The organism is Arenimonas sp. SCN 70-307 (genome assembly GCF_001724815.1).
In the GTDB taxonomy this organism is placed as follows: Bacteria; Pseudomonadota; Gammaproteobacteria; order Xanthomonadales; family Xanthomonadaceae; genus Arenimonas.
Map to the genome: position 1 here is coordinate 197,513 of NZ_MEDO01000014.1, position 21,890 is coordinate 219,402.

Genomic DNA, 21,890 nt, shown 5'->3' on the forward strand with positions numbered 1-21,890 from the left:
CAGATCCCTCGCGGTCCGTCGTACGCGCAGCGCTTTGCCGGGGTTTCGAAAACATGGACGTATTCACGGCGTCCCCGGCAAAGCGCTGCGCGTACGGCGGGCCTTCGCTGGGAGCGAGCCCGGCTACCGGAACCTCACCGCAAAAAGCTCCGGGCCTGAAGGCCCTCCTACAGAAAGCCAAGGCAAAAGATTCGCGCCTGAAGGCGCTCCTGCAAAAGCAGGGGGTCAGAGGGGGGCGGTGGCGCCGAGAAGGAGGTCGATGACGGCCATGCGGGTGGGCAGGCCGTTGGCGACCTGGCCGAGGATGACCGACTGCGGGCCGTCGGCGACGGCGCCGTCGATCTCCACGCCGCGGTTCATCGGGCCCGGGTGCATCACGAGGGCATCGGGCGCGGCGCGGGCCAGGCGCGCCGGCGTGAGGCCGAAGTCGCGGTAGTAGCCTTCCAGCGAGGGCACCAGGCCCTGCTCCATGCGCTCGCGCTGCAGGCGCAGCATGATCGCCGCGTCCACGCCTTCGACCGCCGCGTCCATGTCGTCGAAGACGCGGCAGCCGCGCAGCACCTCGGCACCGGGCAGCAGGTTGGCCGGGCCGCAGACGCGGATTTCGCCGCAGCCCAGCGCGCGCAGCGCCTGCAGGTCCGAGCGCGCGACCCGCGAGTGCAGCACGTCGCCGGCCACCAGCACCGTCAGGCCGCTGAAATCGGCGCCCTTGTGCTGGCGCAGCGTGAGCATGTCGAGCAGGCCCTGGGTGGGATGGTTCGAGCGGCCGTCGCCGGCGTTGATCACCTTCGTGCCCGGGTTGGCGCCGGCGGCCAGCTCGGCCACCGCGCCGTCGCTGGCGTGGCGGATGACGAACAGGTCCACGCCCATCGCCTCGATGGTCTTGAGCGTGTCGAGCGCCGTCTCGCCCTTCTTGGTCGACGAGGTCGAGACGTCGAAGTTGAGCACGTCCATGCCCAGCCGCGTGGCCGCCAGCTGGAAGCTGCTGCGGGTGCGCGTGGACGGCTCGAAGAACAGCGTGCAGCAGGTGCGGCCGGCGTGGCGGCCGCGCAGCGCGGTGCCGCCGTGCGCGTGCGGGCGAAGCAGTTCGGCCTGGTCGAGCAGCTGGCGCAGCAGCGCCGGCGGCAGGCCCTCGAGGCCGAGCAGGTGGCGGAGGCGGCCGTCGGGGCCCAGCTGCAGGTCGTGGCTCATGGCGTGGCGTCGGTGTCGGGTTCGGGGGCGTGGCGGGCGCCGGGCTCGGTGAGCCAGCGCTCGAGGATGACGACGGCCGCCAGCGCGTCGAGCTGGCTGGCCTGGTGGCGGCGGCGGGTGCCGGCGGCGCGGCCGGCCGCGAAGCGGCGCGCGGCTTCCTGCGAGCTGCGGCGTTCGTCCACCTGCTCCACCGGAAGCTGGTAACGCTGCGCCAGTTCGCGGGCGAAGGCGCGGGCGCGCCGGCGGGCCGGCTGGTCGCCGCCGTCGAGCGTGGCCGGGTCGCCCACCACCAGCGCGTCGGGCCGCCACTCGCCGACCCAGCGGTCGAGCCGCGGCCAGTCCGGGCTGCCTTCATGCACGTCGAGCACGCCCACTTCGCTGGCGCTGCCCGAGATGGTGTTGCCCACGGCCACGCCGATGCGGCGCGAGCCGACGTCGAAGCCCAGCAGGGTGGTCGGGCCGCTCATGCGTGGCCGGCGTAGTCGGCCAGGCGGTCGAGGTCGACGCCCAGGCGGCCAGCGGCGGCGCGCCAGCGGGCCTCGACCGGGATGTCGAACACCAGGCCGGCGTCGGCGGGCACGGTGAGCCAGCTGTTGGCGGCCATCTCGGCCTCGAGCTGGCCGGCGTCCCAGCCGGCGTAGCCCAGGGCCAGCAGCCAGTTGGCCGGGCCGTCGCCGCGGGCGATGGCCTCGAGGATGTCGCGCGAGGTGGTCACGGCCAGTCCGTTGCGCAGGCGCAGGCTCGAGTCCCAGGGGCGCGGGTCGTCGTGCAGCACGAAGCCGCGGTCGGGCTGCACCGGGCCGCCGTCGAGCACGAGGCGTTCGGCCAGCGCGGCGTCGCCGTTGGCCAGCCTGAGCTGGTCGAGCAGTTCGCCGAAGCGCACGTCGGCCGGGTGGTTGATGACCAGGCCCATCGCGCCGCCCTCGTCGTGCTGGCAGACCAGGGTGACCGAGCGGACGAAGTTGGGGTCGTCCATGGCCGGCATGGCGATCAGGAAATGCTCGGCGAAGGACCGGGGTACGGGCATGCGCGCATTCTAGCGCGCCGGCGCCGGCCCTCAGCGCAGGCGCAGGAACAGCGAAGGTCCGCGCAGCTCGAGGTCGAGCCGGGCATCGCCGGCGCCGTCGCTGCCGTCGCGCTCGCGGTCGAGGCGGATGTGGGTGCCGCCGTACTCGAGCGCCAGTCCCAGCCGCTTCAGCGGGAACCACTCCAGCCCCAGCGCGGTGTCGACGATGTGGCCCTGCAGCGGCCCGCCCTTTTTCGCCACGCCCGAGACCTCGGCGTAAAAGCGCAGCTTCTCGCTGGCGGCGTGGCGCCAGCCCAGGGCCAGCAGCGGCGCGAAGGCGGCGTCGCGGCTCTCGCTGCGGCCGTCGACCTCGATGCCTTCCACCGTCGCCTGGCCTTCGAAGGCCGTGGCCACGCGGTAGTGGGCGATGCCCAGGCCCAGGCCCCAGACCGTGGACTCCTCGCCGAACCACCAGCGCCAGGCGGCGCTGGAGAAGGCGTAGTCGAGCTCGCCGCGGACCTCGGCCTGCGCGGCATAGAGCCGGCCGTCGTACTCGATTTCGCGGGCCAGCCGGACCTCGTTGTCGCGGCTGAAGCCGTAATACTCCAGCGAAATGCCCTGGCGCTCGCCGGCGAGGAAATCGAGCCGGAAATGGCTCACCGGCTGCCGCCGCTCCAGGCCCAGGTCGCGCTCGAAATTGAGCTCGCCGCGCAGGTCGAACTCGTCGTTGCGGGCACCGGCGGTGACGGTGGTGTCGGAGCGGGGCTGGAAGCCGCCGATCCAGACGCTGACCGGATCGAGCGGACGCGGCGCGGCGCCTGCCGGGGCAGGCGCCGCGAGCGCGAGGGTGAGCAATGCCTCGGCGAGGGCCAAGGCTTACTTGGCTTCCGACAGCTCCACGCCGTCCAGGCCCTGGCTCAGCGTGCGGGCATCGCCGCCCTGGGCCAGCTTGATCTTCAGGCGGACTTCGTTGGCCGAGTCGGCGAAGCGCAGGGCGTCTTCGTAGCTGATCTCGCCGGCCTGGTAGAGCTCGAACAGGGCCTGGTCGAAGGTCTTCATGCCCAGGTTCGTGGACTCCTTCATGACGTCCTTGATCTTGTGGATCTCGCCGTCGCGGATGTAGTCCTGCACCAGCGGCGTGCCGAGCAGGATTTCCATCGCCACGCGCCGCGCCTTGCCGTCGGGCGTGGGCACCAGCTGCTGCGCCACCACGCCCTTGAGGTTCATGGACAGGTCCATGAGCAGCTGGCTGCGGCGGTCTTCCGGGAAGAAGTTGATGATGCGGTCCATCGCCTGGTTGGCGTTGTTCGCATGCAGGGTGCACAGCACCAGGTGGCCGGTTTCGGCGAAGGCGATGGCGTGGTCCATGCCCTCGCGGGTGCGCACCTCGCCGATCATGATCACGTCGGGGGCCTGGCGCAGGGTGTTCTTGAGCGCGGCCTCCCAGCTGTCGGTGTCGATGCCGACCTCGCGCTGGGTGATGATGCAGCCTTCGTGCTTGTGCACGAACTCGATCGGGTCCTCGATGGTGATGATGTGGCCCGAGGAGTTCTGGTTGCGGTAGCCGATCATGGCCGCCAGCGAGGTGGACTTGCCGGTGCCGGTGGCGCCGACGAAGAGGATGATGCCGCGCTTGGTCATCGCCAGGGTCTTGATGACCGGCGGCAGGCTCAGCTCCTCGACCGTGGGGATGCGCGTCTCGATGCGGCGCAGCACCATGCCGACCTGGTTGCGCTGGTAGAAGCACGACACGCGGAAGCGGCCGACGCCGGAGACGCCGATCGCGAAGTTGCATTCATGGGTCTTTTCGAACTCCTCGCGCTGCGAGGGGTTCATGACGTTGAGCACCAGGTCGCGCGACTGCTGCGGGGTGAGCGGGTTCTGGGTGATCGGCGAGAGCTTGCCGTTGACCTTCATTGACGGCGGCACGCCCGCCGTGATGAACAGGTCCGACGCCTTCTTGTGCGCCATCAGCTTCAGGAAGGAGGTGAAGTCGATACTGCTCATGCTTGCTCCTGTTTGGCCCCGGGAGGCTTCCCGGGGCCGGTCTCATGCGGCGTCCTGCCGGCCCCCTCCGGCGAACGTCAGTCGAACAGCTTCTTTTCCTTGGCGTACTCGCGGGCCTGCAGCTTGGTGACCAGGCCGCGCTTGACGATGTCCTGCAGGCACTGGTCGAGCGTCTGCATGCCGTACTGCTGGCCGGTCTGGATGGCCGAGTACATCTGCGCGACCTTGTCCTCGCGGATCAGGTTGCGGATGGCCGGGGTGGCCACCATGATCTCGTGCGCCGCCATGCGGCCGCCGCCGACCTTCTTGAGCAGCGACTGCGAAATGACCGCGCGCAGCGACTCCGAAAGCATGGAGCGGACCATCGGCTTCTCGCCCGCCGGGAACACGTCGATGATGCGGTCGATGGTCTTGGCCGCCGACGAGGTGTGCAGGGTGGCGAACACCAGGTGGCCGGTCTCGGCGGCGGTGAGCGCCAGGCGGATGGTTTCCAGGTCGCGCATTTCGCCGACCAGGATGTAGTCGGGATCTTCGCGCAGGGCCGAGCGCAGGGCCTCGTTGAAGCCGTGGGTGTCGCGGTGCACCTCGCGCTGGTTGACCAGGCACTTTTGCGAGGTGTGCACGAATTCGATCGGGTCCTCGACGGTGAGGATGTGGCCGAACTCGTTCTTGTTGATGTGGTCGACCATCGCCGCCAGCGTGGTCGACTTGCCCGAACCGGTGGGGCCGGTGACCAGGATCAGGCCCTGGGGCTGGTTGATCAGTTCGGAGAAGATCTTGGGCGCGGCCAGTTCCTCGAGCGAGAGGATCTGGCTGGGAATGGTGCGGAACACGGCGCCGGCGCCGCGGTTCTGGTTGAAGGCGTTGACGCGGAAGCGCGCCAGGCCGGGGATCTCGAAGGAGAAGTCGACCTCGAGGAACTCTTCGAAGTCGCGGCGCTGCTTGTCCGACATGATGTCGTACACGAGCGCGTGCACCTGCTTGTGGTCCAGTGCCGGGATGTTGATGCGCCGGACGTCGCCGTCCACGCGGATCATGGGCGGCAGGCCGGCCGACAGGTGCAGGTCGGAGGCCTTGTTCTTGACCGAAAATGCCAGCAGCTCGGCAATGTCCATTAGCTATGTCCCCTTGGCGCGTCAACGGATAGGCGACCGCACGTTCCCGGGGCAGTATAGCGCCATCCACGAGGGGCAAATCCACCCATGGAAACGCCAGGCCAGACCCTGCACGGTGTCCTGCAAACCATTGAAAACGCGGCCAAGCTGGCGGGCCGGCCAGCGGGCGTGAAGCTGCTGGCCGTGTCCAAGACCCGAAGCGCGGCCGAAGTGGCCGCCCTGGCCGGTGCCGGGCAGCGCGCCTTCGGCGAAAACTACGTGCAGGAAGGCGTGGCCAAGGCCCGCGAGCTGGCGCACCTGGGACTGGAGTGGCACCTGGTGGGCCACCTGCAGTCGAACAAGGCGCGCGAGGCCGCCACCTGGTTCGACTGGGTCGAATCGGTGGACCGTCCCAAGCTGGTGAAGGCGCTCGACGAGGCCCGCCCCGCCGGCCGGCCGCCGCTGGACGTGCTCATACAGGTGAACGTGGACGACGAAGCCAGCAAGTCCGGCTGCGCGCCCGCCGACGTGCCGGCGCTGGCCGCCGCCATCGCGGCCGCGCCGCGCCTGCGCCTGCGCGGACTGATGGCCATCCCGGCGCCCGCGCCCGACCCGGAACAGCGCCGCGCCAGCTTCCGCGCGCTGCGACGACTCTTCGACGCGCTGGCCTCGTCCCACCCCGGCGTGGACACGCTGTCGATGGGCATGAGCGACGACTTCCCACTGGCGATCGCCGAAGGCGCCACCCTGGTGCGCATCGGCACCGCCCTGTTCGGCCCGCGCGGCCAAGACCTTCCCAAGGAACCCGGATGACTATGGAAAAGCACGGCATCGCCTTCATCGGCGGCGGCAACATGGCCCGCAGCCTCATCGGCGGGCTGGTGGCCCGCGGACACGCCCCCGCCGCCCTGCGCGTGGCCGAGCCCGTGGCCGCGCTGCGCGAGGCGCTGGCGGCCGACTTCGGCGTGTCCAGCTTCGAGGCCGCGCCCCAGGCCGCCGAGGGTGCCGGCACCTGGCTGCTGGCGGTCAAACCGCAGGTGATGAAGGCCGTGTGCGAATCGCTGGCGCCGCTGGCGCAGGCCCAGCGGCCGCTGGTGGTGTCGATCGCGGCCGGCGTCACCGCCGGGCAGATCGAGGCCTGGCTGGGCGGCGGGCAGGCGGTGGTGCGCAGCATGCCCAACACGCCGGCCCTGCTCGGCGCGGGCGCCACCGGCCTGTTCGCCAATGCGCGCGTGGACGCGGACGGCCGCGCCGCGGCCGAGGCGCTGATGGGCGCGGCCGGCCTCACCGCCTGGATCGGCGACGAGGCCCTGATGGACGCCGTCACCGCGGTGTCGGGCAGCGGCCCGGCCTATGTCTTCCTGCTGGCCGAGGCCATGCAGGCGGCCGGCGAGGCCCAGGGCCTGGCGCCGGACACGGCCCGCACCCTGGTGCTGCAGACCATCCTGGGCGCGGCGCGCATGCTCAGCGAAACCGGCGAGCCCGCCGCCACCCTGCGCCAGCGCGTCACCTCGCCCGGTGGCACCACCCAGGCGGCGATCGAGAGCTTCGAGGGCAATCACTTCCGCCGCATCGTGCACGAGGCCATCACGGCCGCCACCGAGCGCGGCCGCCAGCTCAGCGCCGGCTGATGGACGCAGGCGGGCGGGCGGCGCGATGATGCAGGCCCGCCTTGAAGGAGGACTGGCCATGCGCCCGATGCATTTGCTCGCCGCCGCCGCGCTCGCACTGGCCGCGGCCCTGCCCGCCGCCGGCTCGGGGTTCATGCGCACGGGCGACCTGCGCGTGCACTTCAACGCCCTGCCCACCACCGAACTCACGCCCGAGGTGGCGCGCCAGTACGGCGTGACGCGTTCGGCCAACCGCGCGCTGGTGAACGTGTCGATCCGCCGCGGCGAACAGGGCGCGGACGAAGCCGTGGCCGCGCAGGTCACGGTGTCGGCCACCAACCTCGTCGGCCAGCGCCAGGACGTGCGCATGCGCGAGGTGCGCGACGGCGATGCGCTGTATTACCTGGGCGAGGCCCGCGTCACCGGCCAGGACACGCTGACCTTCACGCTGGAAGTGCGCATCGAGGGCGAGGCCCAGCCGATGACGGCCGTCTTCCGCCAGGAGTTCTTCCCCCAGTGAGCCTGCTGCTCGTTCGCCACGGACAGGCGAGCTACGGCGCCGCCGACTACGACCAGCTCTCCGGGCGCGGCGTCGAACAGGCGCGGCGGCTGGGCGACTGGCTGGCCCGCGGCGGCCACCGCTTCGAGACCGTGGTCGTCGGCGGCATGCGCCGGCACCGGCAGACCGCCGAGGGCGTGCTGCAGGCCTTCGACGAGCAGGGCCTGGGCCTGCCCGAGCTGCACGAGGACCCGGGTTTCGCCGAGTTCGACCACGAGGCGGTGTTCGGCGCCTACATCAACGCCAACGCCGACCACCCGATCGTGCTGGCCAGCCGCAGCGGCCTGCCGCAGGACGTGGCGGCGATGCTGCGCGCCGCCCTGCTGGCCTGGGCCCGCGACGAGCTGCCGGGCCTGCCCGAGAGCTGGCAGGCCTTCGGCGAGCGCGTGCACGCCGCCGGCCAGCGGCTGCAGGCCCTGGCCGGCGGCAGCGAGGCGCTGGTGCTCACCTCCGGCGGCGTGATCTCGCGGCTGGCGCAGATCGCGCTGGACGTGCCGGTCGAACGCGCGGTCGAACTCAACCTCTCGCTGCGCAACAGCGCGCTGAGCGAATTCCACCCGCACGCCGGCCGGCTGCGCCTGGGCAGCTGGAACGCCCTGCCGCACCTGCACGGGCAGCGGGAGCTGTGGACCTACTACTGAGGCACGCATGAGCCACGACGCCGGCCTGTTCCCGTTCTCCCCGCGCTCGCGCGAGCTGCAGGCGCGCGTCGCGGCCTTCGTGGCCGAGCGCATCATTCCGGCCGAGCGCGAGTTCGCCGCGCACGCCGCCGACCCGGCCACGCGCTGGTCGATCCCGCCGGTGCTCGAGTCGCTCAAGGCCGAGGCCAGGGCGCAGGGGCTGTGGAACCTGTTCCTGCCCGCGTCCGCCGGCGGGCTGTCGAACCTCGACTACGCGCCGGTGGCCGAGGCCATGGGCCGCTCGCTGGTGGCGCCGGAGGTGTTCAACTGCAACGCGCCCGACACCGGCAACATGGAAGTGCTGATGCACTTCGCGACGCCCGCACAGCAGCTGCCGTGGCTGCCGCGGCTGCTCGCCGGCGAGATCCGTTCGGGCTTCGCCATGACCGAGCCCGACGTGGCCAGCTCGGACGCCACCAACATCGCCCTGCCGATCGTGCGCGAGGGCGACGAGTACGTCATCAACGGCCGCAAGTGGTGGACCACCGGCGCGGCCGACCCGCGCTGCGCGATCCTGATCGTGATGGGCGTGACCGAGCCCGAGGCGCCGGTGCACCAGCGCCAGTCGATGGTGCTGGTGCCGATGGACACGCCGGGCGTGCGCGTCGTGCGGCCGCTGACGGTGTTCGGCTACGACGACGCGCCCTCGGGCCACGTCGAGCTGGCCTTCGAGAACGTGCGCGTGCCGGTGGCCAGCCGCCTGGGCGAGCCGGGCAGCGGCTTCGCCATCGCGCAGGCGCGGCTGGGGCCGGGGCGCATCCACCACTGCATGCGCCTGATCGGCCTGGCGCAGCGCGCGCTGGAGGCCATGGTCGAGCGGGCCCGCACGCGCGTGGCCTTCGGCAAGCCGCTGGGCGGGCACGGTATGGCGCAGGAAGCGATCGCGATCAGCCGCTGCGAGATCGAGCAGGCCCGCCTGCTGACCCTGCAGGCCGCGGCGGCGCTGGACGCGCACGGCAACAAGGGCGCCAAGGACCTGGTGGGCATGATCAAGATCGTCGCGCCGTCGATGGCCTGCCGCGTCATCGACCGCGCCATCCAGATCCACGGCGGCGCCGGCCTCTCGCAGGACCTGTTCCTGGCCCAGGCCTACGCCGGCGCCCGCAGCCTGCGCCTGGCCGACGGCCCCGACGAAGTCCACCTCACCGCCCTCGCCCGCTCCATGCTCAAAGGTAGTCGCAATGATCCTTCCTGAAGGCGAGTTGGCGGCGTACCTCGAAGCCCACGTGGCGGGCTTCCGGGGGCCGCTGACGGCGACGAAGTTCAAGGGCGGGCAGTCGAACCCGACTTACCTCGTCGAGGCCGCGAGCGGGAAGTACGTGCTGCGGCGCAAGCCGCCGGGCAAGCTGCTGCCTTCGGCGCATGCGGTGGACCGCGAGTTCCGCGTGCTGCAGGCGCTGCACGGCGGGCCGGTGCCGGTGGCGCGGCCGCTGCACCTGTGCACCGACGACGGGGTGATCGGCTCGATGTTCTACCTGATGGACTTCGTCGACGGCCGCGTGCACTGGGATCCGTCCCTGCCCGGCATGGCACCGGCGCAGCGCAGCGCGCACTACGAGGCCATCATCGCCACCCTCGCCGCCCTGCACTCGCTCGATCCCGCCCGCGTCGGCCTGGCCGACTACGGCAAGCCGGGCAACTACTTCCAGCGCCAGGTCCACCGCTGGACCGAGCAGTACCGCGCCAGCGAAACCCAGCCCATCCCGGCGATGGACGCGCTGATCGAACGGCTGCCCGCGCGCTGCCCCGAAGACGACGGCCGCGTCGCCCTGGTGCACGGCGACTTCCGCATCGACAACCTGATGTTCGCCGCCGACGCGCCGCGCGTGCTGGCCGTAGTGGATTGGGAACTGAGCACGCTCGGCCACCCGCTGGCCGACCTGGGCTACTTCTGCATGGCCCTGCGCCTGCCGCGCAACCCGGCCCTGCCCGGCCTGGCGGGCCTGGACCGCGAGGCGCTGGGCATTCCCGACGAAGCCGCGCTGCTGGCGCGTTATTGCGAACTCAGCGGCCAGCCCGCCCCGGCCGACTGGCCCTTCGTGCTGGCCTTCAGCTTCTTCCGCCTCGCCGCCATCGCCCAGGGCGTGGCCAAGCGCGCCCAGCAGGGCAATGCCTCGAGCGAACAGGCGGCGCAGGCCGGGCAGATGACGGCGATGCTGGCCGAACTGGGCGTCCGTGCACTGGGTGGCTGAAGGGGTTGGTCGAAAGCCGGCTTTCGAATTTCATACGCGCACAATGGAAGCCAGACCGCACATGAGAATCTTTTTGCCGTTTGTCGCACTCCTGTCCGCCTGTGGCGGCAGCGTCACTGAAACAGCTGAGCACAAAGTCGACGGCGTAGCAGAGACGTTCTGCGTTCCAAACGACCTGACCGTTCAAGCGCCTTGGTGGGTCCCCGAAGACCAGCCGGACACCCCGAGCGGCTTTGCCTTTTCGGGTTGTTGGAGCGACCGCGATCGCGCTGTCGATTGCCCCTTCCCCCGTAACGTCAGAGGGGGCACGGTCCATGGGCTGAACCACAATCTCCCCCGCAAGTACGCGGCCATACCCGCGGATGCGTTGTTGCGCACAGTCCTCGAAGAGCCAGACACGAATTTTTCGGTCGCTGATTCCGGGCGCTATGTGTCCGCACGAAACAGTCGCCTATGGCGGGACTGGTACATCTGGAAGATGTCCGTGCCGGCTGCGGGTGCCAGCCGCCCCGCTTTTCAGGACGACGACGAGCTGATGGCCACATGCCATGAATCCGGCTCGGTGCAGAAGCCTCTCGCGGACTCGCCGGAGAACATTTTCTGTCAACGCAGCTTCGTGAATGGGAATCTCTCGATTTCCTATTCTTTCGAGTCGCCACAGATCGTACCCACGGACTTCACCGAGCTTGATGAAGCCATAGTTTCAGTGGTCAACGGTTGGCGGTGTGAGATCTGACTGAGTCAGATGCTCTATCGGTCTTGATCGGCCCTTATCCGCGTTTTTCCGCGTCAATCCGCGTTCAAATCGAGAGCCCCGCAATCCGCCGCCTCACCGCCCGGCAGCGCGGCCAGCGTTTTTTCGAGCGCGTCCCGCCACGGCGAAGACGCGGGAGTGGCGAACTGCACGGGCTCGAGCAGTGCGCGCGCGCTGTCGCCGCAGCCGAGCTCGCCCAGCACCGTGGCGGCGTTGTTGGCCAGCACAGGGTCGCCGGGCGCGGCGGCCAGGCCGCCCTGGAACCAGCGCAGCGCCGCGCGCTTGTCGCCGGCACCGTAGTCGAGGTTGCCCAGCGCCAGCCAGGCGCGCGGATCGTCCGGCCAGCGCGTGCGCGCGGCCTCCCAGGCCCGGCGCGAGGCCTCCACGCCGCCCACGGCCTCGAAGGCCGCCACCGATTCGGCATACCGCAGCGGATCGGCACGCGCCGGCAGTTCGCCCGGCCGCATCGCCACGAAACCCCAGCGCCCGGCCCAGTCCCAGGTGCGCAGGAAGCTGCGCGCACGCACCGGCTTGCGTTCGTCCACGCCGGTGTTGAGCACCAGGCGATTGCGCGCCGGCTCGCTGCCCACCACCACCGCGTAGTGCCAGCGCGGCACGCTCGGCGTCCACAGGTTCTGCAGCACCAGCACCGGGCGGCCGGCCTCGAGTTCGTCCAGCAGCGCCTGCGGCTCGCCATCGACCACGTAGGGAATGCGGCCTGCGCGCCGGCTGGCCGCCAGCAGCTCCACTTGCAGGCTGCCCTTGCGACCCGGCAGGAACACCTGCGGGCGCAACGCCTCGGGCGAGGTTTCCACGCCGCTGGCGCCCAGCACGCCGGCCAGCGCAGCCGGGCCGCACTGGTATTCGGTTTGCGGATGGAAGGGCACGCCCCCGAGCACGAGGGCTTCGCCGGCCGGCAGCTGCATGCGCGGATTCACCGCGCAGCCGGCCAGCGCCAGCGCCGAAAAAAGAAACGCGCACCGCAGGAGGCGGCGCGCGTTCCGGGACGCCAGGCGCATCAGGCGCGCTTGAAGATGTCGATGGTGCCGGTGAGCTCGAGCACGATCAGCACCACCAGCACGATGCCCAGCACGGCGAGCACGCCGCCGGCCGGCAGCTCCTCGAGCTGGCCGTGCAGCTGGGCCAGTTCGGCGTCGCTGAGCGAGGCGATGCGGCCGTCGACGTCGGACGGGTCCACGCCCATCTCGACCATCATGCGCGCCACGTCCTCGCGGGCCAGGGCTTCGCGCACCTGCGCTTCCTGGGCGGCGCGGGACTCGACGGCGACGGCCTGCTGGGTGGAGATCAGGGTTGCATTGGCCAGGCTGGTGGTGCCGGCGAACACGAGGGCAACGGACAGCACGAACGCCACGATCTTGCTTGCCATGGTTTACTCCGTTCAGTCGCGGGGGGCTTTCCTTATGCCACAGCCCGCCCGCAGCGCCAACCCGCCGCGTTCAGCTTGCCGCCCGGGCCCAGGCGCGGATGTGCGCCGCCATCTCGCGCACGCCCTCGGTCAGCGCCGCGGGGCCGGGCTGGAGGATGATGGGCGACTTGATCTCGTGCAGCGCGCCGCCGCGCACCGCCGGCACGTGCTGCCAGCCCGGGCGCGCGGCGACCTTGTCCGGGCGGAACTTCTTGCCGCACCACGAGCCGAACACGATGTCCGGCGCGCGCGCGATGATTTCGTCGTCGTTGGCCAGGATGCGGTACTTGGCCAGCGACTGCGCCGCCAGCTCGGGGAAGATGTCGTCGCCGCCGGCGATGCGCACCAGTTCGGCCACCCACTGGATGCCGCTGATGCGCGGCTCGTCCCATTCCTCGAAATACACCTTCGGACGGCGCGGCAGCGTGGCCGCTTCGGCGACCACTGCGTCCAGCCCGCGGCGCAGGCCGTCGGCGTACTCGTTCGCCGCCGCGGCCGCGCCCACCAGCGCGCCGAGCCGCCGCACGTAGTCGAGGATGCCGTCCACGCTGCGGTGGTTGCTGATCCACACCTCCACGCCGCGCCGCACCAGCTCGGCGGCGATGTCGGCCTGGATGTCGGAAAAACCGACCACGAAATCCGGCTGCAGCTTCAGGATCTCGTCGATCTTCGCCGAGGTGAAGGCGCTGACCTTGGGCTTTTCCTTGCGCGCCCTGGGTGGCCGCACCGTGAAGCCGCTGATGCCGACGATGCGATCCTGCTCGCCCAGGGCGTACAGGACTTCCGTGGGCTCCTCGGTGAGGCAGACGATGCGCCGCGGGCCGTGGCTCACGGATACAGCATCCGCTTGGTCCAGGCGCCGTCGACGCGTTCGTAGTGGTGGCGCTCGTGCAGGCGGTACTTCGCGCCGTACCAGATCTCGATGCGCTCGGGCACCACGCGGAAGCCCGACCAATGGGGCGGCCGCGGCACCTCGCTGCCTTCGAATTTCTTTTCGAACGCCGTGAAGCGCGCCTCGAACTGCTCGCGCGAGGCCATCGCCTGCGACTGCAGCGAAGCCCAGGCGCCGATCTGGCTCGGCCGCGGGCGCGAAGCGAAATAGGCATCGGCCTCGGCCAGCGACACCGGCTCGACCGTGCCCTCGATCTTCACCTGCACCTGCTCGCGCAGCGTCTTCCACAGGAACAGCAGCGCCGCGTGCGGGTTGCCGGTGAGCTGGCGGCCCTTGCGGCTGTCGTAGTTGGTGTAGAAGACGAAGCCGCGTTCGTCGTGCGACTTGAGCAGCACCGTGCGCGCCGAGGGCCGGCCCTGGTCGTCGGCGGTGGCCACGGTCATGGCCGTGGGCTCGGGGTCGCCGGCCTGCGTGGCCTCGGCCAGCAGGGCCGAGAAGGTGGCCAGGGCTTCGGCCAGCAGCGGGTCGGTGGGCGTTGCAGACGAATCGTTCATCACGTGCTCCCAAGGCTTGGCTTATTGTCGCGCCGATGGACCCTTCCCTGCACCCTTCCGGCGGCCACCACACGCCCGACTTCATCGCCGCGCGCCTGGCCGAGGCCCTCGGCCTGGTCGCCGAGGTGCCCGTGTATGGCCTGACCGGCCTGCAGGGCACCGGCAAGTCCACCCTGGCCGCCGACATGGCGGCGATGGCGCGCCGGCGCGGCCTGCCGGTGGTGGTGCTTTCCATCGATGACTTCTACCTCGGCCGGCGTGAGCGCCAGGCCCTGGGCCGCAGCGTGCACCCGCTGCTGGCCACCCGCGGGCCGCCGGGCAGCCACGACCTGGCGCTGGCGATCGAAACCCTCGACGGCCTGCGCGCGGGCCGCCAGGTGCCGCTGCCGCGCTTCGACAAGATCAGCGACCGCCGCCTGCCGCCCTCGCGCTGGCCGCGCTCGCCGGCCGGCGCCCGGGCCGTCGTCTTCGAAGGCTGGTTCCACAAGGTGCCGGCCGAGGACGCGGCCGCGCTGGCCACGCCGCTCAATCCGCTCGAACGCGACGAAGACCCCGACGGCACCTGGCGCCGCTTCTGCAATGACGCGCTCGCCGGCTATGCGCCGCTCTGGCAGCGGCTCGACCACCTCACCTGGCTGCGCGGCCCCGGCTTCGAGGTCGTGCCCACCTGGCGCTGGCAGCAGGAACTGACGCTGCAGGCCGCCAACCCGGGCCGCCAGGCGATGTCGCGGGCCCAGGTGGAGCGCTTCATCCTGTTCTTCGAGCGCACCAGCCGGCGGGCGATGCAGGCCTTGCCCGGCATCGCCGACCAGGTGATCGCGCTGGGCGCGGATCGACGGGTGCTCAGCGCTCCGTCGGGCTGAGCAAGAGCGGGCCGTAACCGGCGCGGTAGTCGGGAAACGCCGGCGCCCAGCCGCTGGCGCGCAGGCGGGCATTCGACACGCGGCGGCCGCTTTCCGGGCCCGGAGGCGGCGAGGGCACGGCCGGCAGGCCCTCGCGTTCGCGAACCCAGGCCAGCACTTCGCATTCGAGCGCCGGCAGGTCGTCGTTGCCCAGGTAAAGCGGCGCCGGCGACGGCAGCACCAGCAGGTGCGCCAGCGCGGCGGCGGCGTCCTCGACGTGGATGCGGTTGCCCCAGCGGCGCGCGCCCGGCTCGCCGGCGCGGGCGCGGCGCAGCAGCCACTCGCGGCCCGGGCCGTACAGGCCCGACAGGCGCAGTGAAACGCCGCCGGGATGCGCGGCCAGCAAGGCCTCGGCCTCGCGCAGCACCTCGCCGTTGAAGGCCGGCGGCCGCGCCGGCGTGGTTTCGTCCACCCACTCGCCGGCGTCCTCGCCGTAGACGGCGGTGGACGAGGTCATCAGCACGCGCAGCGCCTGGCTGGCTTCGAGCAGGCGCTGCAGGCCTTCGACATAAAGCGCGCGGTAGGCGGCCGGCTCGCGGGCGTCGGGCGCCGCGCAGAACACCAGCGCCGCGCACTCGCGCGGCAGTGCCTGCAGGCCGCGGCCGCTGGCCAGGTCGGCCTGCAGCGTGCGGATGCCGGGGCCGGCCTCGACGGCGCTGCGGCGCAGGCTGATGACCTCGGTGCCGGCAGCGGCCAGGCGGCGCGCCAGCCGGCCGCCAACGTCGCCCGCCCCCGCCACCACCACCGGCCCGCCTTGGTTTGTCCCGGCCATGCCCGTCCCTTTGCGCGATCCACACGCGGTCGCGATGCGCCCGGATGCTAGCATCGGGCCCCATGAATCCCGCGCCAAACCTCGTGCTCGTCGGCCCCATGGGCGCGGGCAAGACCTCGATCGGCAGGCAGCTGGCCAGGCGCCTGGACCTGGCCTTCGTCGACTGCGACCACCTGCTCGAGGAGCGCACCGGCGTGGCCGTGCCCGTCATCTTCGAATGCGAGGGCGAGGCGGGCTTCCGCCAGCGCGAGGCGGCCCTGGTGGCCGAACTGATGCAGGGCCGCGGCCAGCTGGTGGCCACCGGCGGCGGCGCCGTGCTCGACGAGGCCAACCGGCGCGCGCTGTCGGCGCGCGGCTTCGTGGTGTGGCTGCAGGCCAGCGTGCCGCAGCAGCTCGAGCGCCTGGCCCGCGACCGCAGCCGCCCGCTGCTGGCCGGCAGCGACAAGCAGGCCCGGCTCGAGGCCCTGGCCGCCCAGCGCGGGCCGATCTATGCCGCGCTGGCCGACCTGGCCTTCGATGCCGACGGCCTGAGCGTGGCCGCGGCCACGGATCGCCTGCACGCGCAGGTACAGGCGCACTGGCAGCGCGTGGAGGCGGCATGAGCGACATCCGCGAACTTGAAGTCGCGCTCGGCGCGCGTCGCTACCCCATCCGCATCGGCCGCGGCCTGCTCGGCGAGGGCGCCGCGCTGGCCGCGCTGGTGCCGGGCCGGCATGCGCTGGTGGTCACCGACGCCAACGTGGCGCCGCACTATCTGCCCCACGTTCAGTCGGCGCTGGCGGGCAAGCAGCTGGGCACCGTGGTGCTGCCGCCGGGCGAGCAGGAAAAAACGCTGGCGCGCTTTGGCGAAGTGATGGCCGCGCTGGCCGCGCTCGGCGCCAGCCGCGACGCGACCATCATCGCCCTCGGTGGTGGCGTGGTCGGCGACCTGGCCGGCTTCGCGGCCGCCTGCTGGATGCGCGGCGTGCGCTTCGTGCAGCTGCCGACCACGCTGCTGGCGATGGTGGACAGCTCGGTGGGCGGCAAGACGGCGGTCGACCTGCCGCAGGGCAAGAACCTGGTCGGCGCCTTCCACCAGCCGGCGGCCGTCGTCGCCGACACCGCGACGCTCGATACGCTGCCGGCGCGCGAGCTGCGCGCGGGCCTGGCCGAGGTGGTGAAGTACGGCGCGCTCGGCGACGCCGCCTTCTTCGCCTGGCTCGAGGAGCACGCCGACGCGCTGCTCGCGCGCGAGCCGGCGGTGCTGGCCGAGGCCATCGCCCGCTGCTGCGCGCACAAGGCCGGCATCGTGGCGCGCGACGAAACCGAGCGCGGCGAGCGCATGCTGCTCAACCTGGGCCACACCTTCGGCCACGCCATCGAAACCGAACAGGGCTACGGCGGGCTGCTGCACGGCGAAGCGGTGGCCGTGGGCATGGTGCTCGCCGCCCGGCTGTCGGCCCAGCTGGGCCGCGCCCCGGCCGCCGACGCCGGGCGCCTGGCTACCCTGCTCACCCGCCTCGGCCTGCCCACCGCCATCCCGCCCGGCCTCGACCCCGACGCGCTGCTCGCCCGCATGCGCCTGGACAAAAAAGCCGTCTCCGGCACTCTGCGCCTGATCGTCTGGCGCGGCCTCGGCCAGGCCGAAATCGCCAACGACATCCCCGACACCGCCCTGCTTCCCGTACTCCGCCCCTGACCCAGCCCCACAAGGCGAGAAGATTCGCGCCTGAAGGCGCTCCTACAGGGGGCGTTGGGTGGGACGGGGTCGTGGGGTACGGGATACAATGGGGGACTTATGCGCCTGTTGCTGCAGCAAAAACCCGGTCCCGGCGAACAGCCCAAGTACGTCCAGCTCATCCTCCAGCAGGATTTGCTGGGCGGCTGGAGCCTGCTGCGCGAAACCGGCCAGATCGGCGGCAAGGTGCAACTCAAGCGCGAACAGTTCCTCGAGCGTGATGCCGCCCTGTCGGCGTTCGAGAAGGCCCGCGATGCCCAGGTCCGCAAGGGTTTCCAGGTCATGTTCGCCCAGGGCGCCGACGCGCCGCGTTGAACGAAGGATTGCCGTGAGCCTCAAGAACGACCGTTTCCTGCGCGCCCTGCGCCGCGAACCCGTGGACTGCACGCCCGTCTGGCTGATGCGCCAGGCCGGCCGCTACCTGCCCGAGTACCGCGCCACCCGCAAGCAGGCCGGTAGCTTCATGGGCCTGGCCACGAATCCCGAGCTGGCCTGCGAGGTGACGCTGCAGCCGCTGCGCCGCTACGCACTCGACGCCGCCATCCTGTTCTCCGACATCCTCACCGTGCCCGACGCCATGGGCCTGGGCCTGTACTTCGCCGAGGGCGAGGGCCCGAAGTTCGAGCGCCCGGTGCGCAGCGAGGCCGACATCGCGAAGCTGGCCGTGCCCGACATGGGCACCGAACTGCGCTACGTGATGGACGCGGTCTCGCTCATCCGCCGCGAGCTCGACGGCAGCGTGCCGCTGATCGGCTTCTCCGGCAGCCCCTGGACCCTGGCCTGCTACATGGTCGAGGGCGGCGGCAGCAAGGATTTCGCCCGCATCAAGTCGCTGGCCCTGGGCAACCCGGCCGCCATGCACCGGCTGCTGGAAGTGACCACCGACGCCGTCATCGCCTACCTTGCCGCGCAGCACGCTGCCGGCGCGCAGGCGCTGCAGGTGTTCGACACCTGGGGCGGCGTGCTCGCGCCGCACCTGTACCGCGAGTTCTCGCTGCGCTACCTGCAGCGCATCGCCGCCGAGCTGCCGCGCGGCGACGGCGCCGGGCGCGCGCCGCTGATCCTGTTCGGCAAGGGCAATGCGCCCTACCTCGAGGAACTGGCCGCCAGCGGCGCCGAAGGCGTGGGCGTGGACTGGACCGTGGGCCTGGGCGAGGCCCGCCGCCGCACCGGCGGCAGCGTGGCGCTGCAGGGCAACCTCGACCCGGCGACGCTTTACGCCTCGCCGGAGGTGATCCGCGCCGAAGCCGGCCGGGCGCTGGACGACTACGCGGCCGCCAACGGCGGCTCGCGCGAGGGCCACGTCTTCAACCTCGGCCACGGCATGAGCCCGGACATGGACCCCGAGCACGTGCGCGTGCTGGTTGACGCCGTGCACCAGCACAGCCGCAGGGGCTGATCAGCCCGGGGGGCGCGCGTCGCCGTCTTCGCGCGGCGCGGCCGCCCACAGTGAACGCAACGCCTCGGCCAGCATCGTGCCGGTCACCGGCTTCCTCAGGAAACCCTTCATGCCGGCGGCGCGGGCCTCGCGCTCGGCCGCCGCGTCGGCACGCGCGGTGATCGCCAGCAGCGGCATGTGCTGGCCCTGGCGGCGCAGCAGGCGCGCCAGTTCGAGACCGTCGAGGCCCGGCAGGTCGAGATCGAGCAGCGCAGCATCAAAGGGTCCGCTGGCCAGGGCCGAGAGCGCCGCCAGGCCGTGCGCCGCGTGCTCCACGGCGTGGCCCTGTCGCTCGAGCAGGCCCTGCACCACCTGCGCCACCACCGCATCGTCCTCGACCAGCAGCAGGCGGCGACCAACATGGCCTGCGGCCCGCGGTGCCCGCGCCGCCGGCGCCACCGCCGGCAGCACCACGGCGGGCAAGGGCAGTTCGACGCGAAAGGTGGCGCCCTGCCCCGGTTCGCTGCTCACGGAGATCGAGCCGCCCATCGCCGCGGCGAGCTCCTGGCTGATCGCCAGACCGAGACCGCTGCCGCCGTAGCGGCCCGAGGCGCGGCCGGGCGTGCCCTGCTCGAAGCGCTGGAACAGGCGCGCCTGCTGGCCTGTGGCCAGGCCCGGGCCGGTGTCGCGCACCAGGATGGCCACGCCCTGGGGCGCACGCACGCCCACGTGCAGGGCCACGCCGCCCTTCTCGCAGAACTTGATGGCGTTGCTGGCTAGGTTGAGCAGGATCTGCCGCACCCGCGTGGCGTCGCCGCGCAGGCAGCCGGGCACGTCGCCGTCGCAGCGCAGGGTGAAGGCCAGGCCCTTGGCTTCGGCCAGCGGCCGCAGCAGGCCTGAAAGTTCGTCGAGCAGCGGGCGCAGCGCGAAGGGCGCGTCCTCGAGCTCGAGCTTGCCCGCTTCGATGCGGGCCAGGTCGAGCGTGTCGTTCACCAGCCGAAGCAGGTGGCGGCCGGCGCCCTGGATGGCGTCGACACGCGCGCGCTGCTCGGGGTCGAGCGCGCTGCCCTGCAGCAGCTCGGCCATGCCGAGCACGCCGGTCATGGGCGTGCGGATTTCGTGGCCGAGCGTGGCCAGGAAACGGGTCTTGGCTTCGGAGTTCTGCTCGGCCAGCTGCTGGCGCGCCTGCGCCAGCCGCCAGGCTTCGCGCCGCCGCAGGCGGGAGCGGTGCCCCTGAGCAGCCAGCGTGAGCAGCACCAGGCCAGCCAGCCCGCCGCCGGCCAGGGCCGTGCGCGTGCGCCACCAGGGCGGATCGACCAGCACGGTGATGCGGTGCGTCGGCGACCACGCGCCATCGGGCAGCGCGCCCTCGACGTGCAGTTCGAAGCGGCCCGGCCCGAGGCGCGGAAAGACGCGCTCGCCGTGCGCACCGACTTCCACCCAGCCGGCGTCGTAACCCTCGAGCCGGAAGCGGTAGCGATGCGCCGCCGGCTCGACGAAGGACAGCAGCCGCGCCGAAGCGCGCAGGTCCTGGTCGGCGGGCCCGAGCCGCAGCAGGGTGGTGTCGGGCGGCAGCGCCAGCTCGCGCCCCTCGCGCCGCAGGCGCAGCGACTCGATCGCCACCGGCGGCGGCGCCAGCGCACGACGATCCAGCCGCCGCGTGTCGAAGCGCTGCAGGCCGCGCGCGGTGAGCGCAAGGCCGTGGCCGCCGGGCGACACCCACAGCCCGTGCTCGCCCAATTCCTGCACGGCCAGGCCGTCGCCGATGCCGAAGCGGCGCAGCGCACCCGCGGACGGATCGAGCCGCCACAGCCCCCGCGGCGTGGCCAGCCACAGCGCGCCGCCCGGGTCGCGCGCCAGCTGCAGCGCCTCCACCGCCGGCACGCCGTCGCCGGCATCGAATTCGTGCCGCGGCTGCAGCACGCCGTCGCGCCAGAGCAGCCCCACCAGCCGCGCCGGCGCCGCGAGCCAGACCTGGCCATCGGGGTCGGCATGCAGCTCGCGCCAATCTCCGGCGGGCGCGCCCGGCACCGGCACGAAGGCGCCGGCGTGGTCGGACCAGCGCTGCAGCCCATCGGCCGTGGTTCGCCAGGGCTGGCCCTCGGGGCCGAGCCACAGCGGCAGGCCGGCGGCCACCTCGCGTGGCGGCGCGGTCTCGTCGGGCCAGTGCAGCGACGCCGCTTCGCCCACGGCCCACAGGCTGCCGTCGCCCGCCGGCAGCCATTGCCGCACCGGCCAGGCGGCGTCGGGCAGGGCTTCGCGCCGGAAGCCGCGCGCCACCGGCCGAAGGCGCCAGAGGCGCGCACCCTGGGCCACCCGCAGGCTGCCGTCGGCCAGCGCCGCGAACGCGGTGACCGGCGCGTCGGGCAAGGCCGGCTGCACCGGCACGGCTTCGCGCCCGCCCGGGCCGGCGGCAACGCGCCAGAGCAGGCCGTCTTCCAGCCACCACGCCGCGTCCGCTTCCGCGCCCGCGGCGGCGTCCCCGGCCATGGCCAGCAGCCCCGGGCCGCCGGCGCCGGGCACGAAACCGAAGCTCGCCCACGAAGGCGGCAGCGACAGCAGGCCCTGGTCGCGGGTGCCGAACCACAGGCCACCTTCGCGGTCCTCGAACAGCGAAAGCACCGCGCCCGGCCAGGCCGGCGCCGGCCCCGCGGCCAGCGGCGGCTCGGCGCGAAGCCCCGCCGGCCCGCCCGACCAGCGCCGCCCCTCGCGGTCCACCAGCGAGGGCGCACCCGGCGGCGCGGACAACGCGCCATCCACCGGCTCGAAGCGCTGCCGCGCGGCGTCCAGCCGCCACGCGCCGTGCCCGGCCACCTTCACCCGCACGCCGTCTTGCGCATCCACCTGCACGGCCTCGAGCCGGTTGCCCGGCAGGCTGCCGGGCCGCCCCGGCTCGTGCCGCCAGACGCGAAAACCCAGGCCGTCGTAGCGCGCCAGGCCGTCGGCCGTGGCCAGCCACAGGTAGCCGGCGCGGTCCTGGGCGATGGCCTCGACGCGGCTCGAGGGCAGGCCCTCGGCCACGCCATGCACGCGGAACGGCGCCGGCGCCGGCGGCTGCGCGCGCGGCGCCGCGGGCCAGGCGAGCAGGCACACCAGCGCGACCACCGCCACGCATTGTTCCGGCAGCGATGGCAGGCGCATGCACCCTCCCGTAAC

General features: G+C 72.3%; 24 protein-coding genes. 12 read left to right on the forward strand and 12 right to left on the reverse strand.

Annotated elements, in window-relative coordinates:
* Positions 1–225 precede the first annotated feature (225 nt).
* The 6 genes from ABS41_RS07235 to ABS41_RS07260 all read right to left on the reverse strand — a co-directional run bounded on the left by ABS41_RS07235 (position 226) and on the right by ABS41_RS07260 (position 5,319).
* Complete coding sequence (locus tag ABS41_RS07235) at positions 226–1,191, reverse strand: aspartate carbamoyltransferase catalytic subunit (RefSeq protein ID WP_290592383.1); 966 nt, start codon at positions 1,189–1,191, stop codon at positions 226–228.
* Complete coding sequence (gene ruvX, locus ABS41_RS07240) at positions 1,188–1,658, reverse strand: Holliday junction resolvase RuvX (RefSeq protein ID WP_290592385.1); 471 nt, start codon at positions 1,656–1,658, stop codon at positions 1,188–1,190. Before ruvX ends, ABS41_RS07235 begins: the two co-directional genes overlap by 4 nt.
* A complete protein-coding gene (locus ABS41_RS07245; protein ID WP_290592387.1) occupies positions 1,655–2,218 on the reverse strand; it encodes a YqgE/AlgH family protein in 564 nt (187 codons plus the stop codon). Before ABS41_RS07245 ends, ruvX begins: the two co-directional genes overlap by 4 nt.
* A gap of 30 nt (positions 2,219–2,248) precedes the next feature.
* On the reverse strand, positions 2,249–3,070 hold the full coding sequence (locus ABS41_RS07250) for a hypothetical protein (protein ID WP_290592389.1): 822 nt from the start codon (positions 3,068–3,070) through the stop codon (positions 2,249–2,251).
* Positions 3,071–3,073: 3 nt separating this feature from the next.
* Positions 3,074–4,204 (reverse strand): PilT/PilU family type 4a pilus ATPase, encoded by a 1,131-nt coding sequence (locus tag ABS41_RS07255; RefSeq protein ID WP_290592391.1) that lies wholly within the window; start codon positions 4,202–4,204, stop codon positions 3,074–3,076.
* A 77-nt stretch (positions 4,205–4,281) separates the two neighbouring features.
* On the reverse strand, positions 4,282–5,319 hold the full coding sequence (locus ABS41_RS07260) for a type IV pilus twitching motility protein PilT (protein WP_290592393.1): 1,038 nt from the start codon (positions 5,317–5,319) through the stop codon (positions 4,282–4,284).
* Between the two features lie 87 nt (positions 5,320–5,406).
* Here ABS41_RS07260 and ABS41_RS07265 point away from each other — a divergent pair, with 87 nt between their 5' ends.
* The 7 genes from ABS41_RS07265 (at position 5,407) to ABS41_RS07295 (ending at position 11,075) form a co-directional block, all read left to right on the forward strand.
* Positions 5,407–6,111 (forward strand): YggS family pyridoxal phosphate-dependent enzyme, encoded by a 705-nt coding sequence (locus ABS41_RS07265; protein WP_290592395.1) that lies wholly within the window; start codon positions 5,407–5,409, stop codon positions 6,109–6,111.
* A complete protein-coding gene (proC, locus tag ABS41_RS07270; protein ID WP_290592397.1) occupies positions 6,108–6,929 on the forward strand; it encodes a pyrroline-5-carboxylate reductase in 822 nt (273 codons plus the stop codon). Before ABS41_RS07265 ends, proC begins: the two co-directional genes overlap by 4 nt.
* A 58-nt stretch (positions 6,930–6,987) precedes the next feature.
* Positions 6,988–7,428 carry a DUF4426 domain-containing protein gene (locus tag ABS41_RS07275; RefSeq protein WP_290592399.1) on the forward strand — a complete coding sequence of 147 codons (441 nt, stop codon included), beginning with the start codon at positions 6,988–6,990 and terminating at the stop codon, positions 7,426–7,428.
* On the forward strand, positions 7,425–8,108 hold the full coding sequence (locus tag ABS41_RS07280) for a histidine phosphatase family protein (protein ID WP_290592401.1): 684 nt from the start codon (positions 7,425–7,427) through the stop codon (positions 8,106–8,108). The genes ABS41_RS07275 and ABS41_RS07280 overlap by 4 nt, the downstream gene beginning before the upstream one ends.
* 7 nt (positions 8,109–8,115) lie before the next feature.
* The gene (locus ABS41_RS07285) at positions 8,116–9,342 is read left to right on the forward strand and encodes an acyl-CoA dehydrogenase family protein (RefSeq protein WP_290592403.1); all 1,227 of its coding nucleotides are present in this window, start codon (positions 8,116–8,118) and stop codon (positions 9,340–9,342) included.
* Positions 9,329–10,339 (forward strand): phosphotransferase family protein, encoded by a 1,011-nt coding sequence (locus tag ABS41_RS07290; protein ID WP_290592405.1) that lies wholly within the window; start codon positions 9,329–9,331, stop codon positions 10,337–10,339. The genes ABS41_RS07285 and ABS41_RS07290 overlap by 14 nt, the downstream gene beginning before the upstream one ends.
* A gap of 61 nt (positions 10,340–10,400) precedes the next feature.
* The gene (locus tag ABS41_RS07295) at positions 10,401–11,075 is read left to right on the forward strand and encodes a hypothetical protein (RefSeq protein WP_290592407.1); all 675 of its coding nucleotides are present in this window, start codon (positions 10,401–10,403) and stop codon (positions 11,073–11,075) included.
* 53 nt (positions 11,076–11,128) lie between these two features.
* On the opposite strand, the gene ABS41_RS07300 is transcribed toward ABS41_RS07295, so the two are convergent.
* The 4 genes from ABS41_RS07300 to pdxH all read right to left on the reverse strand — a co-directional run bounded on the left by ABS41_RS07300 (position 11,129) and on the right by pdxH (position 13,965).
* The gene (locus ABS41_RS07300; protein ID WP_290592409.1) at positions 11,129–12,112 is read right to left on the reverse strand and encodes a PA2778 family cysteine peptidase; all 984 of its coding nucleotides are present in this window, start codon (positions 12,110–12,112) and stop codon (positions 11,129–11,131) included.
* Positions 12,112–12,480 carry a PA2779 family protein gene (locus ABS41_RS07305; RefSeq protein ID WP_290592412.1) on the reverse strand — a complete coding sequence of 123 codons (369 nt, stop codon included), beginning with the start codon at positions 12,478–12,480 and terminating at the stop codon, positions 12,112–12,114. Before ABS41_RS07305 ends, ABS41_RS07300 begins: the two co-directional genes overlap by 1 nt.
* Positions 12,481–12,550: 70 nt before the next feature.
* Positions 12,551–13,351 carry an ABC transporter substrate-binding protein gene (locus tag ABS41_RS07310; RefSeq protein ID WP_290592414.1) on the reverse strand — a complete coding sequence of 267 codons (801 nt, stop codon included), beginning with the start codon at positions 13,349–13,351 and terminating at the stop codon, positions 12,551–12,553.
* Positions 13,348–13,965 carry a pyridoxamine 5'-phosphate oxidase gene (pdxH, locus tag ABS41_RS07315; protein ID WP_290592416.1) on the reverse strand — a complete coding sequence of 206 codons (618 nt, stop codon included), beginning with the start codon at positions 13,963–13,965 and terminating at the stop codon, positions 13,348–13,350. The genes ABS41_RS07310 and pdxH overlap by 4 nt, the downstream gene beginning before the upstream one ends.
* A 35-nt stretch (positions 13,966–14,000) precedes the next feature.
* Here pdxH and ABS41_RS07320 point away from each other — a divergent pair, with 35 nt between their 5' ends.
* A complete protein-coding gene (locus tag ABS41_RS07320) occupies positions 14,001–14,828 on the forward strand; it encodes a kinase (protein ID WP_290592418.1) in 828 nt (275 codons plus the stop codon).
* Here the strand turns inward: ABS41_RS07320 and ABS41_RS07325 are convergent.
* A complete protein-coding gene (locus ABS41_RS07325; protein WP_290592420.1) occupies positions 14,809–15,639 on the reverse strand; it encodes an NAD-dependent epimerase/dehydratase family protein in 831 nt (276 codons plus the stop codon). The genes ABS41_RS07320 and ABS41_RS07325 overlap by 20 nt on opposite strands.
* A 62-nt stretch (positions 15,640–15,701) precedes the next feature.
* Between ABS41_RS07325 and ABS41_RS07330 the strand changes: the two genes are divergently transcribed.
* From ABS41_RS07330 to hemE, 4 genes are all read left to right on the forward strand, one after another.
* The gene (locus ABS41_RS07330) at positions 15,702–16,241 is read left to right on the forward strand and encodes a shikimate kinase (RefSeq protein WP_290592422.1); all 540 of its coding nucleotides are present in this window, start codon (positions 15,702–15,704) and stop codon (positions 16,239–16,241) included.
* Positions 16,238–17,317, forward strand: coding sequence for a 3-dehydroquinate synthase (gene aroB, locus ABS41_RS07335; protein ID WP_290592424.1), 1,080 nt, complete (start codon positions 16,238–16,240; stop codon positions 17,315–17,317). The genes ABS41_RS07330 and aroB overlap by 4 nt, the downstream gene beginning before the upstream one ends.
* Positions 17,318–17,416: 99 nt before the next feature.
* Positions 17,417–17,671, forward strand: coding sequence for a WGR domain-containing protein (locus ABS41_RS07340; RefSeq protein ID WP_290592426.1), 255 nt, complete (start codon positions 17,417–17,419; stop codon positions 17,669–17,671).
* 7 nt (positions 17,672–17,678) lie between these two features.
* On the forward strand, positions 17,679–18,755 hold the full coding sequence (gene hemE, locus ABS41_RS07345; protein ID WP_290593206.1) for a uroporphyrinogen decarboxylase: 1,077 nt from the start codon (positions 17,679–17,681) through the stop codon (positions 18,753–18,755).
* On the opposite strand, the gene ABS41_RS07350 is transcribed toward hemE, so the two are convergent.
* The gene (locus ABS41_RS07350; protein ID WP_290592428.1) at positions 18,756–21,875 is read right to left on the reverse strand and encodes a hybrid sensor histidine kinase/response regulator; all 3,120 of its coding nucleotides are present in this window, start codon (positions 21,873–21,875) and stop codon (positions 18,756–18,758) included.
* Positions 21,876–21,890 lie beyond the last annotated feature (15 nt).

Excerpts from the sequence above, each read along its gene's own strand:
- ABS41_RS07260 (WP_290592393.1), bottom strand. The coding sequence starts at position 5,319 with ATGGACATTGCCGAGCTGCTGGCATTTTCGGTCAAGAACAAGGCCTCC.
- ABS41_RS07325 (WP_290592420.1), bottom strand. The coding sequence starts at position 15,639 with ATGGCCGGGACAAACCAAGGCGGGCCGGTGGTGGTGGCGGGGGCGGGC.
- ruvX (WP_290592385.1), bottom strand. The coding sequence starts at position 1,658 with ATGAGCGGCCCGACCACCCTGCTGGGCTTCGACGTCGGCTCGCGCCGC.
- ABS41_RS07305 (WP_290592412.1), bottom strand. The coding sequence starts at position 12,480 with ATGGCAAGCAAGATCGTGGCGTTCGTGCTGTCCGTTGCCCTCGTGTTC.
- aroB (WP_290592424.1), top strand. The coding sequence starts at position 16,238 with ATGAGCGACATCCGCGAACTTGAAGTCGCGCTCGGCGCGCGTCGCTAC.
- ABS41_RS07265 (WP_290592395.1), top strand. The coding sequence starts at position 5,407 with ATGGAAACGCCAGGCCAGACCCTGCACGGTGTCCTGCAAACCATTGAA.
- ABS41_RS07350 (WP_290592428.1), bottom strand. The coding sequence starts at position 21,875 with ATGCGCCTGCCATCGCTGCCGGAACAATGCGTGGCGGTGGTCGCGCTG.
- pdxH (WP_290592416.1), bottom strand. The coding sequence starts at position 13,965 with ATGAACGATTCGTCTGCAACGCCCACCGACCCGCTGCTGGCCGAAGCC.
- ABS41_RS07275 (WP_290592399.1), top strand. The coding sequence starts at position 6,988 with ATGCGCCCGATGCATTTGCTCGCCGCCGCCGCGCTCGCACTGGCCGCG.
- proC (WP_290592397.1), top strand. The coding sequence starts at position 6,108 with ATGACTATGGAAAAGCACGGCATCGCCTTCATCGGCGGCGGCAACATG.
- ABS41_RS07235 (WP_290592383.1), bottom strand. The coding sequence starts at position 1,191 with ATGAGCCACGACCTGCAGCTGGGCCCCGACGGCCGCCTCCGCCACCTG.
- ABS41_RS07340 (WP_290592426.1), top strand. The coding sequence starts at position 17,417 with ATGCGCCTGTTGCTGCAGCAAAAACCCGGTCCCGGCGAACAGCCCAAG.
- ABS41_RS07330 (WP_290592422.1), top strand. The coding sequence starts at position 15,702 with ATGAATCCCGCGCCAAACCTCGTGCTCGTCGGCCCCATGGGCGCGGGC.
- ABS41_RS07320 (WP_290592418.1), top strand. The coding sequence starts at position 14,001 with ATGGACCCTTCCCTGCACCCTTCCGGCGGCCACCACACGCCCGACTTC.
- ABS41_RS07295 (WP_290592407.1), top strand. The coding sequence starts at position 10,401 with ATGAGAATCTTTTTGCCGTTTGTCGCACTCCTGTCCGCCTGTGGCGGC.
- ABS41_RS07290 (WP_290592405.1), top strand. The coding sequence starts at position 9,329 with ATGATCCTTCCTGAAGGCGAGTTGGCGGCGTACCTCGAAGCCCACGTG.
- ABS41_RS07285 (WP_290592403.1), top strand. The coding sequence starts at position 8,116 with ATGAGCCACGACGCCGGCCTGTTCCCGTTCTCCCCGCGCTCGCGCGAG.
- ABS41_RS07255 (WP_290592391.1), bottom strand. The coding sequence starts at position 4,204 with ATGAGCAGTATCGACTTCACCTCCTTCCTGAAGCTGATGGCGCACAAG.
- ABS41_RS07245 (WP_290592387.1), bottom strand. The coding sequence starts at position 2,218 with ATGCCCGTACCCCGGTCCTTCGCCGAGCATTTCCTGATCGCCATGCCG.
- ABS41_RS07300 (WP_290592409.1), bottom strand. The coding sequence starts at position 12,112 with ATGCGCCTGGCGTCCCGGAACGCGCGCCGCCTCCTGCGGTGCGCGTTT.